This window comes from Pseudomonas sp. RIT778, assembly GCF_019718735.1.
GTDB classification, from domain to species: Bacteria; Pseudomonadota; Gammaproteobacteria; order Pseudomonadales; family Pseudomonadaceae; genus Aquipseudomonas; species Aquipseudomonas aphyarum.
Map to the genome: position 1 here is coordinate 1 of NZ_JAIHBA010000012.1, position 16,843 is coordinate 16,843.

The window sequence follows — 16,843 nt, forward strand, 5'->3', positions numbered from 1 at the left end:
TTCCGAGCGCGCGCTGGCGCTGGACATGCGCGAAGGTCAGAAGGTCTTTCACTCGCTGATCGTGCATTACGAAAACGACATTCCGGTGCAGATCGAAGACCGCTTCGTCAACGCGCTGGTCGCCCCGGAATACCTCAAGCAGGACTTCACCCTGCAGACGCCTTACGCCTATCTGAACCAGGTCGCCCCGTTGACCGAAGGCGAGCACGTGGTCGAAGCGATCCTCGCCGAAGCGTCCGAATGCAAATTGCTGCAGATCGAAAAAGGCGAGCCTTGCCTGTTGATCCGCCGGCGTACGTGGTCGGGTCGTCAGCCGGTGACGGCGGCGCGCCTGATTCACCCCGGTTCCCGTCATCGTCTGGAAGGTCGGTTTCATAAATGAAAGAGTTAAAGGTATTACGCGCCGAAGGCTACCCGCGCATGCCGTGGAAAAACGGCGGCGGCAGCACCGAGGAAATCACCCGTGACACCGGCGCCGGCCTCGACGGTTTTGGCTGGCGCCTGTCGATTGCCGACATTGCCGAATCCGGCGGCTTTTCGACCTTCGCCGGTTACCAGCGGGTCATCACGGTATTGCAGGGCGACGGCATGACCCTGTGTGTCGACGGCGACGATACCCGGCCGTTGTTACCCCTCGACCCGTTTGCCTTCAGCGGCGAAAGCCAGGTGTCCTGCACCTTGCTCGGCGGCGCAATCCGCGACTTCAACCTGATCTACTCGCCCCAGCGTTACAGCGCACGCCTGCAATGGCTGGACGGCGAACAGCGGTTTTTCAGTTCGGCAAGCACCGTGCTGGTCTTCAGCGTCAGCGAATTGCTGGAGGTCACGGTCGGTGACAGTGCGTCGCAACTCGGCCGTCATGACTGCCTGCAACTGGGCGGTAACACCGGTTTGACCGAGATCGCCGTCAATGCCGGCTGCTGCGTGATCGAACTGTCCCCACGCTGATTCCTTCACACGCTCTGCGTGGGAACGATCAAAAACCGCTGCTTTGAAAGCAGCGGTTTTTTTTCGTCCCGACGTTCCCGAAATGCGCACCAACTTGTTACCGAACGCCCCAGCGTGGCGCAAAACCACGCTTTCGTAACAACCGCTCGCTGCCCTCAATCCACCCCGCGAAAAATTTCATGAACGCCAGAGCCCTTGATTCAGGCGTTCTCCAGCCCTGTCCGGGATTTTTGTTGAACGACCCTCCAACAAGTTGGCCGCTCGATTGCATATGCTTGTATGTACAAGTAAAGACGTATGCGTATGAGTCGATCGAGACTCTCCGCAGCGTCCACTGATTCGCTTGTCGCGCACTGATGCGCACAGGCTGCTTGCCCACTGCCAGGGTTGGTTTGAATTGATCGCTGAGGAGTCTTTTTCGTGACTGACAACAAAACCACTAAGTTTCGTGACGTCGAAATCCGTGCCGCCCGCGGCAACAAGCTGACCGCCAAGAGCTGGCTGACCGAAGCGCCGCTGCGCATGCTGATGAACAACCTCGACCCGGAAGTCGCCGAGAACCCGAAAGAGCTGGTGGTTTACGGTGGCATCGGTCGCGCTGCGCGTAACTGGGAATGCTACGACAAGATCGTCGAGAGCCTGACCAACCTCAACGAAGACGAAACCCTGCTGGTGCAATCGGGCAAGCCGGTCGGCGTGTTCAAGACCCACAGCAACGCCCCGCGCGTACTGATCGCCAACTCCAACCTGGTGCCACACTGGGCGACCTGGGAACACTTCAACGAACTCGACGCCAAAGGCCTGGCCATGTACGGCCAGATGACCGCCGGCAGCTGGATCTACATCGGCAGCCAGGGCATCGTCCAGGGCACCTACGAAACCTTCGTTGAAGCCGGTCGCCAGCACTATAACGACAACCTCACCGGCAAGTGGGTACTGACCGCCGGCCTCGGCGGCATGGGCGGCGCCCAGCCACTGGCCGCGACCCTCGCCGGTGCCTGCTCGCTGAACATCGAATGCCAGCAGGTCAGCATCGATTTCCGCCTGAAAAGCCGTTATGTCGATGAGCAAGCCACTGACCTCGACGACGCCCTGGCCCGCATCGCCAAATACACCAAAGAAGGCAAGGCGATCTCCATCGCGCTGCTGGGTAACGCGGCTGAAATCCTCCCGGAACTGGTCCGTCGCGGCGTGCGCCCGGACATGGTCACCGACCAGACCAGCGCCCACGACCCGCTCAACGGTTACCTGCCGGCCGGCTGGACCTGGGACGAATACCGCGCTCGCGCCAAGACCGAGCCAGCCGCTGTGGTCAAGGCCGCCAAGCAATCGATGGCCGTTCACGTCAAAGCCATGCTCGACTTCCAGAAAATGGGCGTGCCGACCTTCGACTACGGCAACAACATCCGTCAGATGGCTCAGGAAGAAGGCGTCGAAAACGCATTCGATTTCCCGGGCTTCGTACCGGCCTACATCCGTCCGCTGTTCTGCCGTGGCATCGGCCCGTTCCGCTGGGCTGCGCTGTCCGGTGATCCGCAGGACATCTACAAGACCGACGCCAAAGTCAAAGAACTGATCCCGGACGACGCCCACCTGCACAACTGGCTGGACATGGCGCGCGAGCGCATCAGCTTCCAGGGTCTGCCGGCGCGTATCTGCTGGGTCGGCCTGGGCCTGCGCGCCAAGCTCGGTCTGGCGTTCAACGAAATGGTCCGCAGCGGCGAGCTGTCGGCTCCGATCGTGATCGGTCGCGACCACCTCGACTCCGGCTCGGTCTCCAGCCCGAACCGTGAAACCGAATCGATGCAGGATGGCTCCGATGCAGTCTCCGACTGGCCGCTGCTCAATGCTCTGTTGAACACCGCGAGCGGTGCGACCTGGGTGTCCCTGCACCACGGCGGCGGCGTCGGCATGGGCTTCTCCCAGCACTCGGGCATGGTGATTGTCTGCGACGGTACTGACGAAGCGGCCGAGCGTATCGCTCGCGTCCTGCACAACGACCCGGGCACCGGCGTCATGCGTCACGCCGATGCCGGTTACCAGATCGCCATCGACTGCGCCAAGGAACAAGGGCTGAACCTGCCGATGATCACCGGCAAATAAAAGGCTTTGGCTTTATGTGGGAGCGAGCTTGCTCGCGAAGAGGCCGGCACATTCAGTATCTGTGCTGACTGACAAATCGCTTTCGCGATCAAGCTCGCTCCCACAGAAAAGCGGTCCTACAGAAGCTTAGTGAACAATTAAAACAATCCACAGAGGTTGAATCATGGCGGGCAACACCGATCGTGCAGGCAGTAAACCGTTGATCGAAAGGCGTTCGATCGACTACATCCCGGAAGCGGAAAGACACGGTCGTCTGTTCAGTCAGTTCACCCTGTGGATGGGTGCCAACCTGCAAATCACCGCGATTGTCACCGGGGCCCTGGCCGTGGTGCTGGGCGGCGATGTGTTCTGGTCGTTGATCGGTCTGCTGATCGGTCAACTGCTGGGCGGCGGGGTGATGGCGCTGCACGCGGCGCAAGGGCCGAAGCTTGGCCTGCCGCAGATGATTTCCAGCCGGGTGCAGTTCGGCGTCTACGGCGCGGCGATTCCGATCGTGCTGGTGTGCCTGATGTACCTGGGCTTCACCGCCACCGGGACCGTGTTGTCCGGTCAGGCGCTGGGCCAGTTGTTCGGGGTCAGCGACACCGTTGGCATCCTGCTTTTCGCCAGCGTCATCGTCGTGGTCACGGTACTTGGCTATCGGGTGATTCACTGGATCGGCCGCATCGCCAGTGTCATTGGCGTGATTGCTTTCGTGTACCTGTTCAGCCGTCTGATGAGTCAGGTGGACGTCGGTGCACTTCTGGAAATCCGTCACTTCAGCTGGAGCAGTTTCCTGCTGGCGGTGTCGCTCGCGGCCTCCTGGCAGATCGCTTTCGGCCCGTACGTGGCGGACTACTCGCGTTACCTGCCGAGCAAGGTGTCTTCGGTGAAAACCTTCTTCGCCGCCGGTGCCGGTTCGGTGATTGGCGCACAGGTCGCGATGATCCTCGGTGTGTTCGCGGCCGCTTCGGCCAACGGGCAATTCGCCGGTCATGAAGTCGCTTACATCGTCGGTCTGGGCGGGACCGGTGCCACCGCCGCGCTGCTGTATTTCAGCATCGCGTTCGGCAAGGTCACCATCTCCACCCTGAACTCCTACGGCAGCTTCATGTGCATCGCGACCATCATCAGCGGCTTCCGTGGCAACTTGCAGGTTTCGCGCATGCAGCGTCTGGTGTTCGTACTGGTGATCGTCGGCGCGGCGACCCTGATCGCGCTGCTTGGCCAGCACTCGTTCCTCGGTGCGTTCAAGTCCTTCATCCTGTTCCTGCTGGCGTTCTTCACGCCGTGGAGCGCGATCAACCTGGTGGACTACTACTGCATCACCCGCGAGCGCTATGACGTACCGGCGCTGGCGGATCCGAACGGTCGCTACGGCCGCTGGAACCTCCTCGGTATCAGCGTTTATGTGTTCGGGGTGCTGGTGCAACTGCCGTTCATTTCCACCAAGTTCTATACCGGTCCATTGGTAGCGGCCCTGGGGGATGTGGATATTTCCTGGATCATCGGTCTCGTGCTGCCCGCAGCGCTGTACTACGTCTGCGCGAAAAAATGGCACGGCACCGTACCCGATCGACTGATTCTGCCCGTCGAGCAGGACAGCGTTGTACAACCTAAAACAAGCGGGGCCGGTCGCGCTGCGGCGCAGGCCTGATTTGGACGTGGACAGGGCTGGATGCCTCTTGACTGCCGTAAGCCAATTCATGATTAGGAGCGTCACAACAATGAAATCGAACAAGACCCTGCTGACCACATTGCTTTCCATGGGCCTGCTGGCCAGCGCCGGCGCGACCCAGGCAGCCGGCTGGTGCGAGTCCGGCAAACCGGTGAAATTCGCCGGCCTGAACTGGGAAAGCGGCATGCTGCTGACCGACGTTCTGCAGGTGGTGCTGGAGAAAGGTTACGACTGCAAGACCGACAGCCTGCCGGGCAACTCCATCACCATGGAAAACGCCCTGAGCAGCAACGACATCCAGATATTCGCCGAAGAATGGGTCGGCCGCAGCGAGGTCTGGAACAAGGCCGAGAAGGCCGGCAAGGTCGTCGGTGTCGGGGCGCCGGTGGTGGGTGCGATCGAAGGCTGGTACGTGCCGCGCTACGTGATCGAAGGCGACGCCAAGCGCAAGCTGGAAGCCAAGGCGCCTGACCTGAAAAACATCGCCGACCTGGGCAAATACGCCGCCGTCTTCAAGGACGCCGAAGAGCCTTCCAAGGGCCGCTTCTACAACTGCCCGGCCGGCTGGACCTGCGAGCTGGACAACAGCGAAATGCTGAAAAGCTACGGCCTGGAAAACAGCTACACCAACTTCCGTCCGGGCACAGGTCCAGCGCTGGATGCGGCCGTGCTGTCGAGCTACAAGCGTGGCGAGCCGATCCTGTTCTACTACTGGTCGCCAACCCCGCTGATGGGCCAGATCGACGCGGTGAAACTGGAAGAAAAAGCGGGCGTCGACAAGACCGTGACCATCAAGGTCGGTCTGTCCAAAACCTTCCACGAGCAAGCGCCGGAACTGGTGGCCGTGCTGGAAAAGGTCAACCTGCCGATCGACCTGCTGAACCAGAACCTGGGCCGCATGGCGAAGGAACGTATCGAGTCGCCAAAACTGGCGAAAATCTTCCTCAAGGAACATCCTGAGGTCTGGCATGCGTGGGTGAGTGAAGACGCTGCCAAGAAAATCGACGCGGCGCTGTAGGTCGAATTCCTCCCGGCCAACCGAGAGGCTGGCCGGGGTGTTCGCCGCAATCGCTTGATTGAGTTTCCTGATTGAGAGCCGCTTATGTTTCCCGAAAGCTTTACCTTTTCCATCGCCGACTGGGTCAACGGTTGGGTCGATGCACTGGTCACCAACTACGGCGATGTGTTCCGCCATATCTCCGACACCCTGCTGTGGGCCATCGTCAATCTTGAAGGCTTGCTGCGCGCCGCACCGTGGTGGTTGATGCTGGCCATCGTTGGCGTCGTGGCCTGGCACGCCACGCGCAAGGTCGTGACCACCGCGGTGATCGTCGGTCTGTTGTTCCTGGTCGGCGCTGTCGGTCTGTGGGACAAGTTGATGCAGACCCTCGCGCTGATGATGGTGGCGACGGTCATTTCGGTGCTGATCGGCGTACCGCTGGGGATTCTCTCGGCGCGCAGCAATCGCCTGCGTTCGGTGCTGATGCCGCTGCTCGACATCATGCAGACCATGCCGAGCTTCGTGTACCTGATTCCGGTGCTGATGCTGTTCGGCCTGGGCAAGGTGCCGGCGATTTTCGCCACCGTGATCTACGCCGCACCGCCGCTGATCCGCCTGACCGATCTGGGCATCCGCCAGGTCGACGGCGAAGTGATGGAAGCCATCAACGCCTTCGGCGCCAACCGCTGGCAGCAACTGTTCGGCGTGCAACTGCCGCTGGCCCTGCCGAGCATCATGGCCGGGATCAACCAGACCACCATGATGGCCCTGTCGATGGTGGTGATCGCCTCGATGATCGGCGCCCGTGGCCTGGGTGAAGATGTGCTGGTGGGCATTCAGACCCTCAACGTCGGACGCGGTCTTGAAGCCGGTCTGGCGATCGTGATTCTCGCAGTGGTCATCGACCGCATTACCCAGGCGTATGGTCGGCCACGGCATGAGGTGAGCAAATGAGCAACGCAACCGTGAGCAAGATCGAAGTCAAAAACGTCTTCAAGATTTTCGGCAACCGCGCCAAGGACGCCCTGGCGATGGTCGGCCAGGGCAAGACCAAGGATCAGGTGCTGAACGAAACCGGTTGCGTGGTCGGGGTCAATGACTTGTCCCTGAGCATCGGTACCGGCGAGATCTTCGTGATCATGGGCCTGTCCGGCTCCGGCAAGTCGACCCTGGTGCGCCACTTCAACCGCCTGATCGACCCGACCAGTGGCGCAATCCTGGTGGACGGTGTGGACATCCTGCAATACGACATGGAAGCCCTGCGCGAATTTCGCCGGCACAAGATCAGCATGGTGTTCCAGAGCTTCGGCCTGCTGCCGCACAAGACCGTGCTCGACAACGTCGCCTATGGCCTGAAAGTACGCGGCGAGAGCAAGCAGCTGTGCGCCGAACGCGCGCTGCACTGGATCAACACCGTGGGCCTCAAGGGCTACGAAAACAAATACCCGCACCAGCTCTCCGGCGGCATGCGCCAGCGTGTGGGCCTGGCCCGCGCCCTGGCGGCGGACACCGACATCATCCTGATGGACGAAGCGTTCAGTGCGCTGGATCCGCTGATCCGTGCCGAGATGCAGGACCAGTTGCTGGAGCTGCAAAAGACCCTGCACAAGACCATCGTCTTCATCACCCACGACCTCGACGAGGCCGTGCGCATCGGCAACCGCATCGCGATCCTCAAGGACGGCCGCCTGATCCAGGTCGGCACGCCGAAAGAGATCCTGCATTCGCCGGCGGACGAGTATGTCGACCGCTTCGTGCAGCGGCGGGCGGCGGTGGTTTAAAGGTTTACGGCAGGCTCGTTCCCACGCTCTGCGTGGGAATGCATCCCGTGACGCTCCGCGTCACCATTGCGCAGGACTCCAGTCTTGCGTTGAGAGCGGGACGCGGAGCGTCCCAAGCGGCATTCCCACGCAGAGCATGGGAACGATCAAGTCCAAGAGGTTTTAGATGTCCCAGGCTGAAAAAATCGTTATCGCCGACGCTCCGATGCGTTGGCAGGATGTGGTCGCAGTCGCCCGTCACGGCGCGCAGCTCGAGCTGTCGGCGCAGACCTGGGCGCGCATTGAAAACGCGCAGGGCATCGTCCAGCGCATCGTCGCCAGCGGCGAACGCGCCTATGGCGTGAACACCGGTCTCGGTGCGCTGTGCAACGTTTCGCTGAAAGACGAGCAGCTCAGTCAGCTGTCGCGCAACACCTTGCTCAGCCATGCCTGCGGCGTCGGCCCGGTACTGGCCGACGAGCAGACCCGGGCAATCATGTGCGCTGCGATCCGCAACTACAGCCACGGCAAATCCGGCATTCATCGCCGAGTGGTCGAAGCGCTGCTGGCGCTGCTCAATCGCGGCATCACCCCGCAAGTGCCGTCGCAGGGCTCGGTGGGTTACCTGACCCACATGGCGCACATCGGCATCGCGCTGCTGGGCGTGGGCAATGTCAGCTATCGCGGGCAAGTGGTGTCCGCGCAGCAGGCGCTGGCCGAAGAGGGTCTGCAACCGGTTCAGCTCGGGGCGAAGGACGGCCTGTGCCTGGTCAACGGTACGCCGTGCATGACCGGCCTCGGTTGCCTGGCGATTGCCGACGCCACGCGTCTGGTGCAATGGGCCGACGTGATCGGCGCAATGAGCTTTGAAGCCCAGCGCGGCCAGATCGCCGCGTTCGATGCCGAGATCATCGCGCTCAAGCCGCATCCGGGCATGCAGCAGGTGGGCGTCAATCTGCGCGCCTTGCTCGATGGCAGCGAAGTGATCGCCGCCAGCAAAGGCATTCGCACGCAGGATGCCTTGAGCATCCGCTCGATCCCGCAGGTGCACGGTGCTGCGCGCGATCAACTGGAACACGCGATCAAGCAGATCGAAACCGAACTTAACGGCTGCACCGACAACCCGTTGCTGCTGGGCACGCCGGATGACTTCCGGGTGATGTCCCAGGCCAACCCGCACGGTCAATCGGTGGCGCTGGCGGCGGATTTGCTGGCGATTGCAATGGCCGAAATCGGCTCGATTGCCGAGCGGCGTCTGGACCGTTTGATCAACCCGCACGTCAGCGGTCTGCCGGCGTTTCTGGTGGCCAATCCGGGGGTGAACTCCGGGATGATGATCGTGCAATACGTCGCCGCTTCGCTGTGCGCGGAAAACCGCCAGTTGGCGCAGCCGGCGGTACTCGACAACTACGTCACCTCGGGCTTGCAGGAAGACCATCTGAGCATGGGCACCAACGCCGCGCTGAAGCTGCACCGCGCGCTGGAAAACTGCACGCAGATCCTCGCCATCGAGTACCTGCTGGCGGCCCAGGCGTTTGAATTCCTCAAGGAGCAGCGCTTCGGCGCGGGCACCGATACCGCCTGGCGACTGCTGCGCGAAAAAGTCCCGGCCTACGATCAGGACCGCTGGCTGGCGCCGGATATCGCCGCAGCTGCATGCGTTCTGAAAGACACGGATCTGCTGCACAACGCATTACCGAATTTGCACTGACAACTACCCATACCAGCGTGCCAAGGCGCGGATCGTCCAAAAGACGAGAGGCGACGGATAACGGAATGCTCCGGAGCGACTGGTAGTTAATAACAATGCCTCAAAAGGAGCATTTAAATGACTGCGCTGAACCTGATCCCCGGCCAACTGAGCCTGGCCCAACTGCGTGACGTTTATCAGAACCCGGTCAAGCTGACCCTCGACAACAGCGCCAGCGCGCAGATCGAAGCCAGCGTGGCCTGCGTCGAGCAGATCCTCGCGGAAAACCGCACCGCCTACGGCATTAACACCGGTTTCGGCCTGCTGGCCTCGACCCGCATCGCCAGCGAAGACCTGGAAAACCTCCAGCGCTCGCTGGTGCTGTCCCACGCCGCCGGCGTCGGCCAGCCGATCAGCGATGAGCTGGTGCGTCTGATCATGGTGCTCAAGGTCAACAGTCTCAGCCGTGGTTTCTCCGGTATTCGTCGCGTGGTGATCGATGCGCTGATCGCCCTGATCAACGCCGAGGTCTATCCGCACATTCCATTGAAAGGATCGGTCGGTGCCTCCGGTGACCTCGCGCCTTTGGCGCACATGTCGCTGGTGCTGTTGGGCGAGGGCAAGGCGCGCTACAAGGGCGAGTGGATGGAAGCGACCGAAGCGCTGAAAGTCGCCGGTCTGACCCCGCTGACCCTGGCGGCGAAAGAAGGTCTGGCGCTGCTCAACGGTACTCAGGTTTCCACCGCATTCGCGTTGCGTGGTCTGTTCGAAGGTGAAGACCTGTTCGCCGGCGCACTGGCGCTGGGCGGTCTGACGGTGGAAGCGGTGCTCGGTTCGCGCTCGCCGTTCGACGCACGCATCCACGCTGCTCGTGGCCAGAAAGGCCAGATCGACGCCGCTGCCGCTTACCGCGATCTGCTGGGCGAGCGCAGCGAAGTCTCCGACTCGCACCAGAACTGCGAAAAGGTTCAGGACCCGTACTCGCTGCGTTGTCAGCCGCAAGTCATGGGCGCGTGCCTGACCCAGTTCCGCCAGGCCGCCGAAGTGCTGGCTGTCGAAGCCAACGCCGTATCCGACAACCCGCTGGTGTTCGCGGCCGAAGGCGACGTGATCTCCGGCGGCAACTTCCACGCCGAACCAGTGGCCATGGCCGCTGACAACATGGCCCTGGCCATTGCCGAAATCGGCTCCCTCAGCGAGCGCCGTATCTCGCTGATGATGGACAAACACATGTCGCAACTGCCGCCGTTCCTGGTGGCCAATGGCGGCGTGAACTCCGGCTTCATGATCGCCCAGGTGACCGCTGCGGCCCTGGCCAGCGAAAACAAGGCGCTGTCCCATCCGCATTCGGTGGACAGCCTGCCGACCTCCGCCAACCAGGAAGACCACGTGTCGATGGCACCGGCTGCCGGCAAGCGCTTGTGGGAAATGGCCGAGAACACGCGCGGGATTCTCGCGGTGGAATGGCTGGCGGCGGTGCAGGGTCTGGACCTGCGCAACGGCCTGAAGACTTCGGCCAAGCTGGAACAGGCTCGGGGGATTCTGCGTCGCGAAGTTCCGTTCTACGAGAAGGACCGCTTCTTCGCGCCGGATATCAATGCGGCGACCGAGTTGCTGGCTTCGCGGGTTCTGACTGAACTGGTTCCGGCGAAACTGCTGCCGAGCCTTTAACCCCACCACTGATCGTTCCCACGCTCCGCGTGGGAACGATCACAAGACGAGGACTTGGGATGAAAACCCTCTGGCAACACTGCCACGTCGCAACCATGGCGCAAGGCGTCTACTCGATCATCGAGGATGCGGCCATCGTGACGTCCGGTGCACTCATCGAGTGGATCGGCCCGCGCAGCCAATTGCCGTCAGGCGAATACCCGGCGGTCAATGACCTGCAAGGCGCGTGGGTCACCCCCGGCCTGATCGACTGCCACACCCACACCGTGTTCGGCGGCAACCGCAGCGGCGAATTCGAGAAGCGCCTGCAAGGCGTCAGCTACGCCGAGATCGCAGCAGCCGGTGGCGGCATCGCCAGCACCGTGCGCGCCACCCGTGAAGCCTCGGAAGACGAGCTGTTCGCCAGCGCCGCCAAACGCCTGAAAAGCCTGATGCGTGACGGCGTGACCACGGTCGAAATGAAATCCGGCTACGGCCTCGATCTGGCCAGCGAGCGCAAGATTTTGCGGGTCATCCGTCGCCTCGCCGCCGAGCTGCCGATCAGCGTGCGCAGCACCTGCCTGGCCGCTCACGCCTTGCCGCCGGAATACAAGGACCGCGCCGACGATTACATCGATCACATCTGCGCCGAGATGCTTCCCGCGCTGGCCGCCGAAGGCCTGGTGGATGCGGTGGATGCGTTCTGCGAATACCTGGCGTTCTCCCCGGAACAAGTCGAGCGGGTGTTCATCGCCGCGCAAAAACTCGGGCTGCCGGTGAAGCTGCACGCCGAACAATTGTCGTCATTGCACGGTTCCAGCCTCGCCGCGCGTTACCACGCGTTGTCCGCCGATCACCTGGAGTTCATGGATGAAGCCGACGCCATCGCCATGGCCGAGTCCGACACCGTCGCGGTGCTGTTGCCGGGCGCGTTCTACTTCCTGCGCGAAACCCAGTTGCCGCCGATGGAAGCCCTGCGCAAACACAAAGTGAAAATCGCCATCGCCAGCGACCTCAACCCCGGCACCTCGCCGGCGCTGTCGTCGCGTTTGATGCTGAACATGGCCTGCACCTGTTTCCGCATGACCCCGGAAGAAGCCTTGGCCGGCGCCACGATTCACGCGGCGCAAGCTTTGGGCATGGCTCATACCCACGGCTCACTGGAAGCCGGAAAGGTCGCGGATTTTGTCGCCTGGCAGATCGATCGCCCGGCGGACCTGGCGTACTGGCTGGGTGGTGAACTGGACAAACGCGTCGTGCGTCACGGCGTTGAATCAAGTCTGTAGGAGAGCGGTTGTGGATAAGGTTCTGAACTTCAAACAAGGTCGCGTGCCGCTGCTGATCAGCATGCCCCACGCCGGTGTGCGCCTGACCCCGGCGGTCGAGGCCGGGTTGATCGCGGACGCGAAAAGCCTGCCGGACACCGACTGGCACATTCCGCAGCTCTACGATTTCGCCGCCGAACTGGGCGCCAGCACGCTGGCGGCCGAATACTCGCGATTCGTCATCGACCTGAACCGGCCGTCCGACGACAAACCGCTCTACGCCGGCGCCACCACCGGTCTGTACCCGGCGACGCTGTTCGATGGCATTCCGTTGTTCAAGGACGGGCAGGAGCCGTCGAAAGAAGAACGTGCGACATACCTGGAGCAGATCTGGACGCCGTACCACCGCACCCTGCAGGAAGAGCTGGCGCGGCTGAAGGCCGAGTTCGGTTACGCGCTGCTGTTCGATGCGCATTCGATCCGTTCGATCATCCCGCACCTGTTCGACGGCAAGCTGCCGGACTTCAACCTCGGCACCTTCAACGGCGCCAGCTGCGATCCACAACTGGCCACGCAACTGGAAGCGATCTGTGCACGCCACGACGCTTACAGCCATGTGCTGAACGGACGCTTCAAGGGCGGCCACATTACCCGTCACTACGGCAACCCGGCCGAGAACATCCACGCCGTGCAACTGGAATTGGGCCAGTGCACGTATATGGAAGAGTTCGAACCGTTCCGCTACCGCGCCGATCTGGCGGAGCCGACGCGGGTGGTGCTGAAGGAGCTGCTGGAAGGGCTGCTCGCCTGGGGCAAATCCCGCTATACAGCCTAACTGATTGTCTGATCGTTCCCACGCTCCGCGTGGGAATGCAGCCCGTGACGCTCCGCGTCACTGGACGCGGAGCGTCCCTTGAGGCATTCCCACGCAGAGCGTGGGAACGATCTGCGGTGAGTGAGCGATCTGGGGGGCGCCCTCAAACAGTCGCCACTGTGCAAATCCCGGTCGCCACAGTTCGCTTTTCCCGCTCGTCTGCTGCGTAATGTTTCGGCCACGGTGCAAGAAGACACCGATCCGAACAATAACCCGCTGCCGCACGAGACGATCCCACATGAAAAGACTGTTCACTCGTTGTGCGTTAATTCTTACCGGCAGTGCGCTGCTCAGCGCCGGCGCCATGGCTTCCGACGATGCATCCTGCAAAACCGTGCGCATGGGCGTGGTCAACTGGACCGACGTGATCGCCACCAGCGGCATGGCCGACGTGTTGCTCAACGGCCTCGGCTACGAAAGCAAACAGACCAGCGCCGTGCAGCAAATCATCTTCGCCGGCATCCGCGACAAGCGCCTCGATATCTTCCTCGGTTACTGGAAACCGGCGATGGACAAGAACATCGCACCGTTCCTCGCCGCCAATCAGGTCAAGGTCATGGACAAGCCAAGCCTGGCCGACGCACAGGCGACGCTGGCAGTGCCGGACTACGTCGCGGCGGCAGGGCTGAAAACCTTCGGCGACATTGCAAAATTCAAGGATCAGCTCGGCGGCAAGATTTACGGCATCGAGCCCGGCAGCGGCGCCAACACCACGATCAAGACCATGATCGAAACCAACCACTTCGGCCTGAAGGATTTCAAGATCATCGAATCCGGTGAGGCCGGCATGCTCGCCGCCGTGCAGCGAGCGGTGAACCGCAAAGAGTTCGTGGTATTCGTCGGCTGGACCCCGCACCCGATGAACATCAACATGAAGATCACCTACCTGACCGGCAGCGAAGACGTCTACGGCCCCAACGAAGGCGCCGCCACCGTTTCCACCGTCACCGCGCCGGACTACGCCGAGCGCTGCCCGAACGTCCATCGACTGCTGGAAAACCTGACCTTCACCGCCGCTCAGGAAAGCCAGTTGATGGTGCCGATCATGGAGCGCAAGACACCGCAGGAAGTGGCGAAAACCTGGCTGCGTGAACATCCCGAAGATCTGCAGCGTTGGCTGGCGGGTGTCAGCAGTTTTGACGGAAAGGACGGCGTGGCCACGGTTCAGGCCAGCCTGAAAAACTGATGGGCACTTATCCACTCTCGCCGTCGATGGCGGCGTTCGTCGCCAGCACCGAAAGCTTTGCCAGCGATGACAGCAGCCTCGGCGGATTGCGCAAATCCTATGACGACATGTGCCGCGCCTTCACGCCCGAACGGCCGGTGGGGCTGGAGGTGGTAGATTTCCAGTTGAGCGGGGTGGCGGTGCGTTCGTATCGCCCGCCCGTCCGGCCATCGGCCAGTGGCTGGCCGTGCGTGTTGTATCTGCACGGCGGCGGTTGGGTGGTCGGCGGGCTGGATTCCCATGACTTCATCTGCTGCGAGATGGCGATGGCGCTCGGGGCAATGGTGGTGGCGGTGGATTACCGGCTGGCGCCGGAGCATCCGTTCCCGGCCGGTTTCGAGGATTGCCTGAGCGTCTGGCGCGCTTTGCGCAGCGGGCCGTTCTGGTTCGATCCCGGGCGGATGCTGGTGGCGGGCGACAGCGCCGGCGGCAATCTGGCGGCGGCGCTGTGCCTGGCGCTACGCGATGCCGGCGAGCCGCTGCCGGGCGCGCAGGTCTTGATCTATCCGGGGCTGGGAGGCGACGAGCAGTTGGCGTCACGCAGCGAATGCGCCGATGCGCCGTTGCTCGCCAGCAGCGATGTCGATTGCTATCACGCCTTGTACCTGCGCGGCACCGCGAAGCCGAGCGCTTATGCGATGCCGTTGCTGGCCGGGGACTTCAGCGGGTTGCCCCCGGCCTGGATCGCCGTGGCGCAGTTCGATCCGCTGCGTGACGACGGCGTGTGCTACGCCGAACGGCTTAACGCAGCGGGCGTCGACGCGGCGCTGTATTACGGCAAAGGGCTGGTTCACGGCTGCCTGCGGGCGCGGCATCAGGTCGCCGAGGTCGATCGTCTCTACGAAAACCTCCTGGGGTTCATGGCTGACAAATTGTGACAGCGTGCGGGCATGCTCATTGACGTAAATCGGGTTTATGATGCCGGACGGCAGAATAATAGAAGTCCCCCCAGGGATGACCTCGACCCCTTACGGAGCGCGCAATGCAGACTTTGTTTCCGCAGATCAAACCTCACGCACGGCACGATCTGGCCGTCGATGACACCCATACACTGTACGTCGACGAAAGCGGTTCACCGGAAGGTTTGCCGGTGGTGTTCATCCACGGAGGTCCCGGCGCCGGGTGCGACGCCCAGAGTCGCCGCTACTTCGATCCGAACCTTTATCGCATTGTCACCTTCGACCAGCGCGGTTGCGGTCGTTCCACGCCCCACGCGAGCCTGGAAAACAACACCACCTGGGATCTGGTCGAAGACCTCGAGCGCATCCGCAAACACCTGGGCATCGACAAATGGGTGCTGTTCGGCGGTTCCTGGGGGTCGACCCTGGCGCTGGCATACGCGCAGACCCACCCGGAGCGCGTGCATGGTCTCATCCTGCGCGGGATCTTTCTCTGCCGTCCGCAGGAAATCGAATGGTTCTACCAGGCTGGCGCCAGCCGTCTGTTCCCCGATTACTGGCAGGACTACCTCGCGCCGATTCCGCTGGACGAGCGCGACGACCTGCTCAGCGCTTTCCACAAACGCCTGACCGGCAACGACCAGATCGCCCAGATGCACGCGGCCAAGGCCTGGTCGACCTGGGAAGGGCGCACCGCGACCCTGCGTCCGAATCCGCTGGTGGTCGACCGCTTCTCCGAGCCGCAGCGCGCCTTGTCGATCGCGCGGATCGAATGCCACTACTTCACCAACAATGCGTTCCTTGAGCCAAACCAGCTGATCCGCGACATGGGCAAGATCGCCCATCTGCCGGGCGTGATCATCCACGGCCGCTACGACGTGATCTGCCCGCTCGACAACGCCTGGGAACTGCATCAGGCCTGGCCGAACAGCGAGCTGCAGGTGATCCGCGATGCAGGCCACGCCGCGTCCGAACCGGGCATCACCGATGCACTGGTGCGCGCCGCCAGCAAAATGGCCCGTCGTCTGCTCGACCTGCCGCCCGAAGAAGCATGAAGGGTCTTTTGCAGCGCGTGAAAGGCGCGCGGGTCGAAGTGGCGGGCGAGGTGGTCGGCAGTGTCGATCAGGGTTTATTGGTGCTGGTGGCGGTCGAACCCGACGACACGCCGGCCAGCGCCGACAAACTTCTGCATAAGCTGCTTAACTATCGAGTGTTCAGTGACGCGGAGGGCAAGATGAATCTGTCCCTGGCGGATGTGGGCGGCGGGTTGCTGCTGGTCTCTCAGTTCACCCTCGCTGCCGACACCAAAAGCGGGTTGCGCCCGAGTTTCTCGACCGCCGCCCCTCCGGCGCTGGGTGAAGAATTATTCGACTATCTATTAAGCAAAGCGAAACAGATGCATGGCACAGTGGCATCAGGTAGATTCGGCGCGGATATGCAGGTGCACCTGGTCAACGATGGCCCGGTAACCTTCCTGTTACAGACATGAAAGCGCTTGAAACATCTTTTTAAGGGCTTTTCGACTGAAAACAGGGAATTTTCGCGATAAATACTTTGTTACCCCTGATGCGTTGTCACGCGGGCTACTAGATAATCGCGCGCTACGGGGATCAGCGTTCGTTGGTCCATTTTGACTTAGGTAGAGACTTGTCCGGATCCGATTGGGGAATCATTTTGACCCAGCGGAGTCGGAACAATGCTCGCCAACTTGGCAAGGGTGCCCTGAAAGGTCGGTTCTTTTGTACCGAATCCCTCACAGGCACTTCATCTGG

At 62.0% G+C, this 16,843-nt stretch carries 15 protein-coding genes; all 15 read left to right on the forward strand.

All coding sequences use genetic code 11. The annotated features are described in order from the left end of the window. Positions 1 to 382: UTRA domain-containing protein (locus K5E37_RS09130; protein WP_221533638.1), on the forward strand; the 382-nt coding region annotated here is incomplete at its 5' end. Continuing rightward, positions 379 to 948: a HutD family protein gene (locus K5E37_RS09135; RefSeq protein ID WP_221533639.1), complete on the forward strand. Its 570-nt coding sequence runs from the start codon at positions 379 to 381 to the stop codon at positions 946 to 948. The genes K5E37_RS09130 and K5E37_RS09135, both read left to right, overlap by 4 nt. Positions 949 to 1,368: 420 nt before the next feature. After that, positions 1,369 to 3,051 carry a urocanate hydratase gene (gene hutU, locus K5E37_RS09140; protein WP_221533640.1) on the forward strand — a complete coding sequence of 561 codons (1,683 nt, stop codon included), beginning with the start codon at positions 1,369 to 1,371 and terminating at the stop codon, positions 3,049 to 3,051. A gap of 163 nt (positions 3,052 to 3,214) precedes the next feature. Further along, the gene (locus tag K5E37_RS09145; RefSeq protein WP_221533641.1) at positions 3,215 to 4,687 is read left to right on the forward strand and encodes a cytosine permease; all 1,473 of its coding nucleotides are present in this window, start codon (positions 3,215 to 3,217) and stop codon (positions 4,685 to 4,687) included. Between the two features lie 70 nt (positions 4,688 to 4,757). Next, positions 4,758 to 5,726: an ABC transporter substrate-binding protein gene (locus K5E37_RS09150; RefSeq protein WP_007952476.1), complete on the forward strand. Its 969-nt coding sequence runs from the start codon at positions 4,758 to 4,760 to the stop codon at positions 5,724 to 5,726. 84 nt (positions 5,727 to 5,810) lie between these two features. Beyond that, complete coding sequence (locus tag K5E37_RS09155) at positions 5,811 to 6,662, forward strand: proline/glycine betaine ABC transporter permease (RefSeq protein WP_007952475.1); 852 nt, start codon at positions 5,811 to 5,813, stop codon at positions 6,660 to 6,662. Next, on the forward strand, positions 6,659 to 7,489 hold the full coding sequence (locus tag K5E37_RS09160) for a glycine betaine/L-proline ABC transporter ATP-binding protein (protein ID WP_052266509.1): 831 nt from the start codon (positions 6,659 to 6,661) through the stop codon (positions 7,487 to 7,489). Before K5E37_RS09155 ends, K5E37_RS09160 begins: the two co-directional genes overlap by 4 nt. Before the next feature lie 166 nt (positions 7,490 to 7,655). Then, a complete protein-coding gene (gene hutH, locus K5E37_RS09165) occupies positions 7,656 to 9,179 on the forward strand; it encodes a histidine ammonia-lyase (protein WP_221533642.1) in 1,524 nt (507 codons plus the stop codon). A gap of 117 nt (positions 9,180 to 9,296) precedes the next feature. Beyond that, positions 9,297 to 10,829 (forward strand): histidine ammonia-lyase, encoded by a 1,533-nt coding sequence (gene hutH / locus K5E37_RS09170; protein ID WP_127796658.1) that lies wholly within the window; start codon positions 9,297 to 9,299, stop codon positions 10,827 to 10,829. 59 nt (positions 10,830 to 10,888) lie between these two features. Beyond that, positions 10,889 to 12,094 (forward strand): imidazolonepropionase, encoded by a 1,206-nt coding sequence (gene hutI, locus K5E37_RS09175; RefSeq protein WP_221533643.1) that lies wholly within the window; start codon positions 10,889 to 10,891, stop codon positions 12,092 to 12,094. A gap of 10 nt (positions 12,095 to 12,104) precedes the next feature. Beyond that, the gene (hutG, locus tag K5E37_RS09180; protein WP_221533644.1) at positions 12,105 to 12,908 is read left to right on the forward strand and encodes an N-formylglutamate deformylase; all 804 of its coding nucleotides are present in this window, start codon (positions 12,105 to 12,107) and stop codon (positions 12,906 to 12,908) included. Between the two features lie 277 nt (positions 12,909 to 13,185). Next, positions 13,186 to 14,133 carry a choline ABC transporter substrate-binding protein gene (locus tag K5E37_RS09185; RefSeq protein ID WP_085608394.1) on the forward strand — a complete coding sequence of 316 codons (948 nt, stop codon included), beginning with the start codon at positions 13,186 to 13,188 and terminating at the stop codon, positions 14,131 to 14,133. Then, positions 14,133 to 15,050 carry an alpha/beta hydrolase gene (locus K5E37_RS09190; RefSeq protein ID WP_221533645.1) on the forward strand — a complete coding sequence of 306 codons (918 nt, stop codon included), beginning with the start codon at positions 14,133 to 14,135 and terminating at the stop codon, positions 15,048 to 15,050. Before K5E37_RS09185 ends, K5E37_RS09190 begins: the two co-directional genes overlap by 1 nt. Positions 15,051 to 15,154: 104 nt before the next feature. Continuing rightward, positions 15,155 to 16,126 (forward strand): prolyl aminopeptidase, encoded by a 972-nt coding sequence (pip, locus tag K5E37_RS09195; RefSeq protein ID WP_007952436.1) that lies wholly within the window; start codon positions 15,155 to 15,157, stop codon positions 16,124 to 16,126. Next, positions 16,123 to 16,560, forward strand: a complete 438-nt coding sequence (dtd, locus tag K5E37_RS09200; protein WP_064592873.1) for a D-aminoacyl-tRNA deacylase — start codon at positions 16,123 to 16,125, stop codon at positions 16,558 to 16,560. Before pip ends, dtd begins: the two co-directional genes overlap by 4 nt. Positions 16,561 to 16,843: the final 283 nt, after the last annotated feature.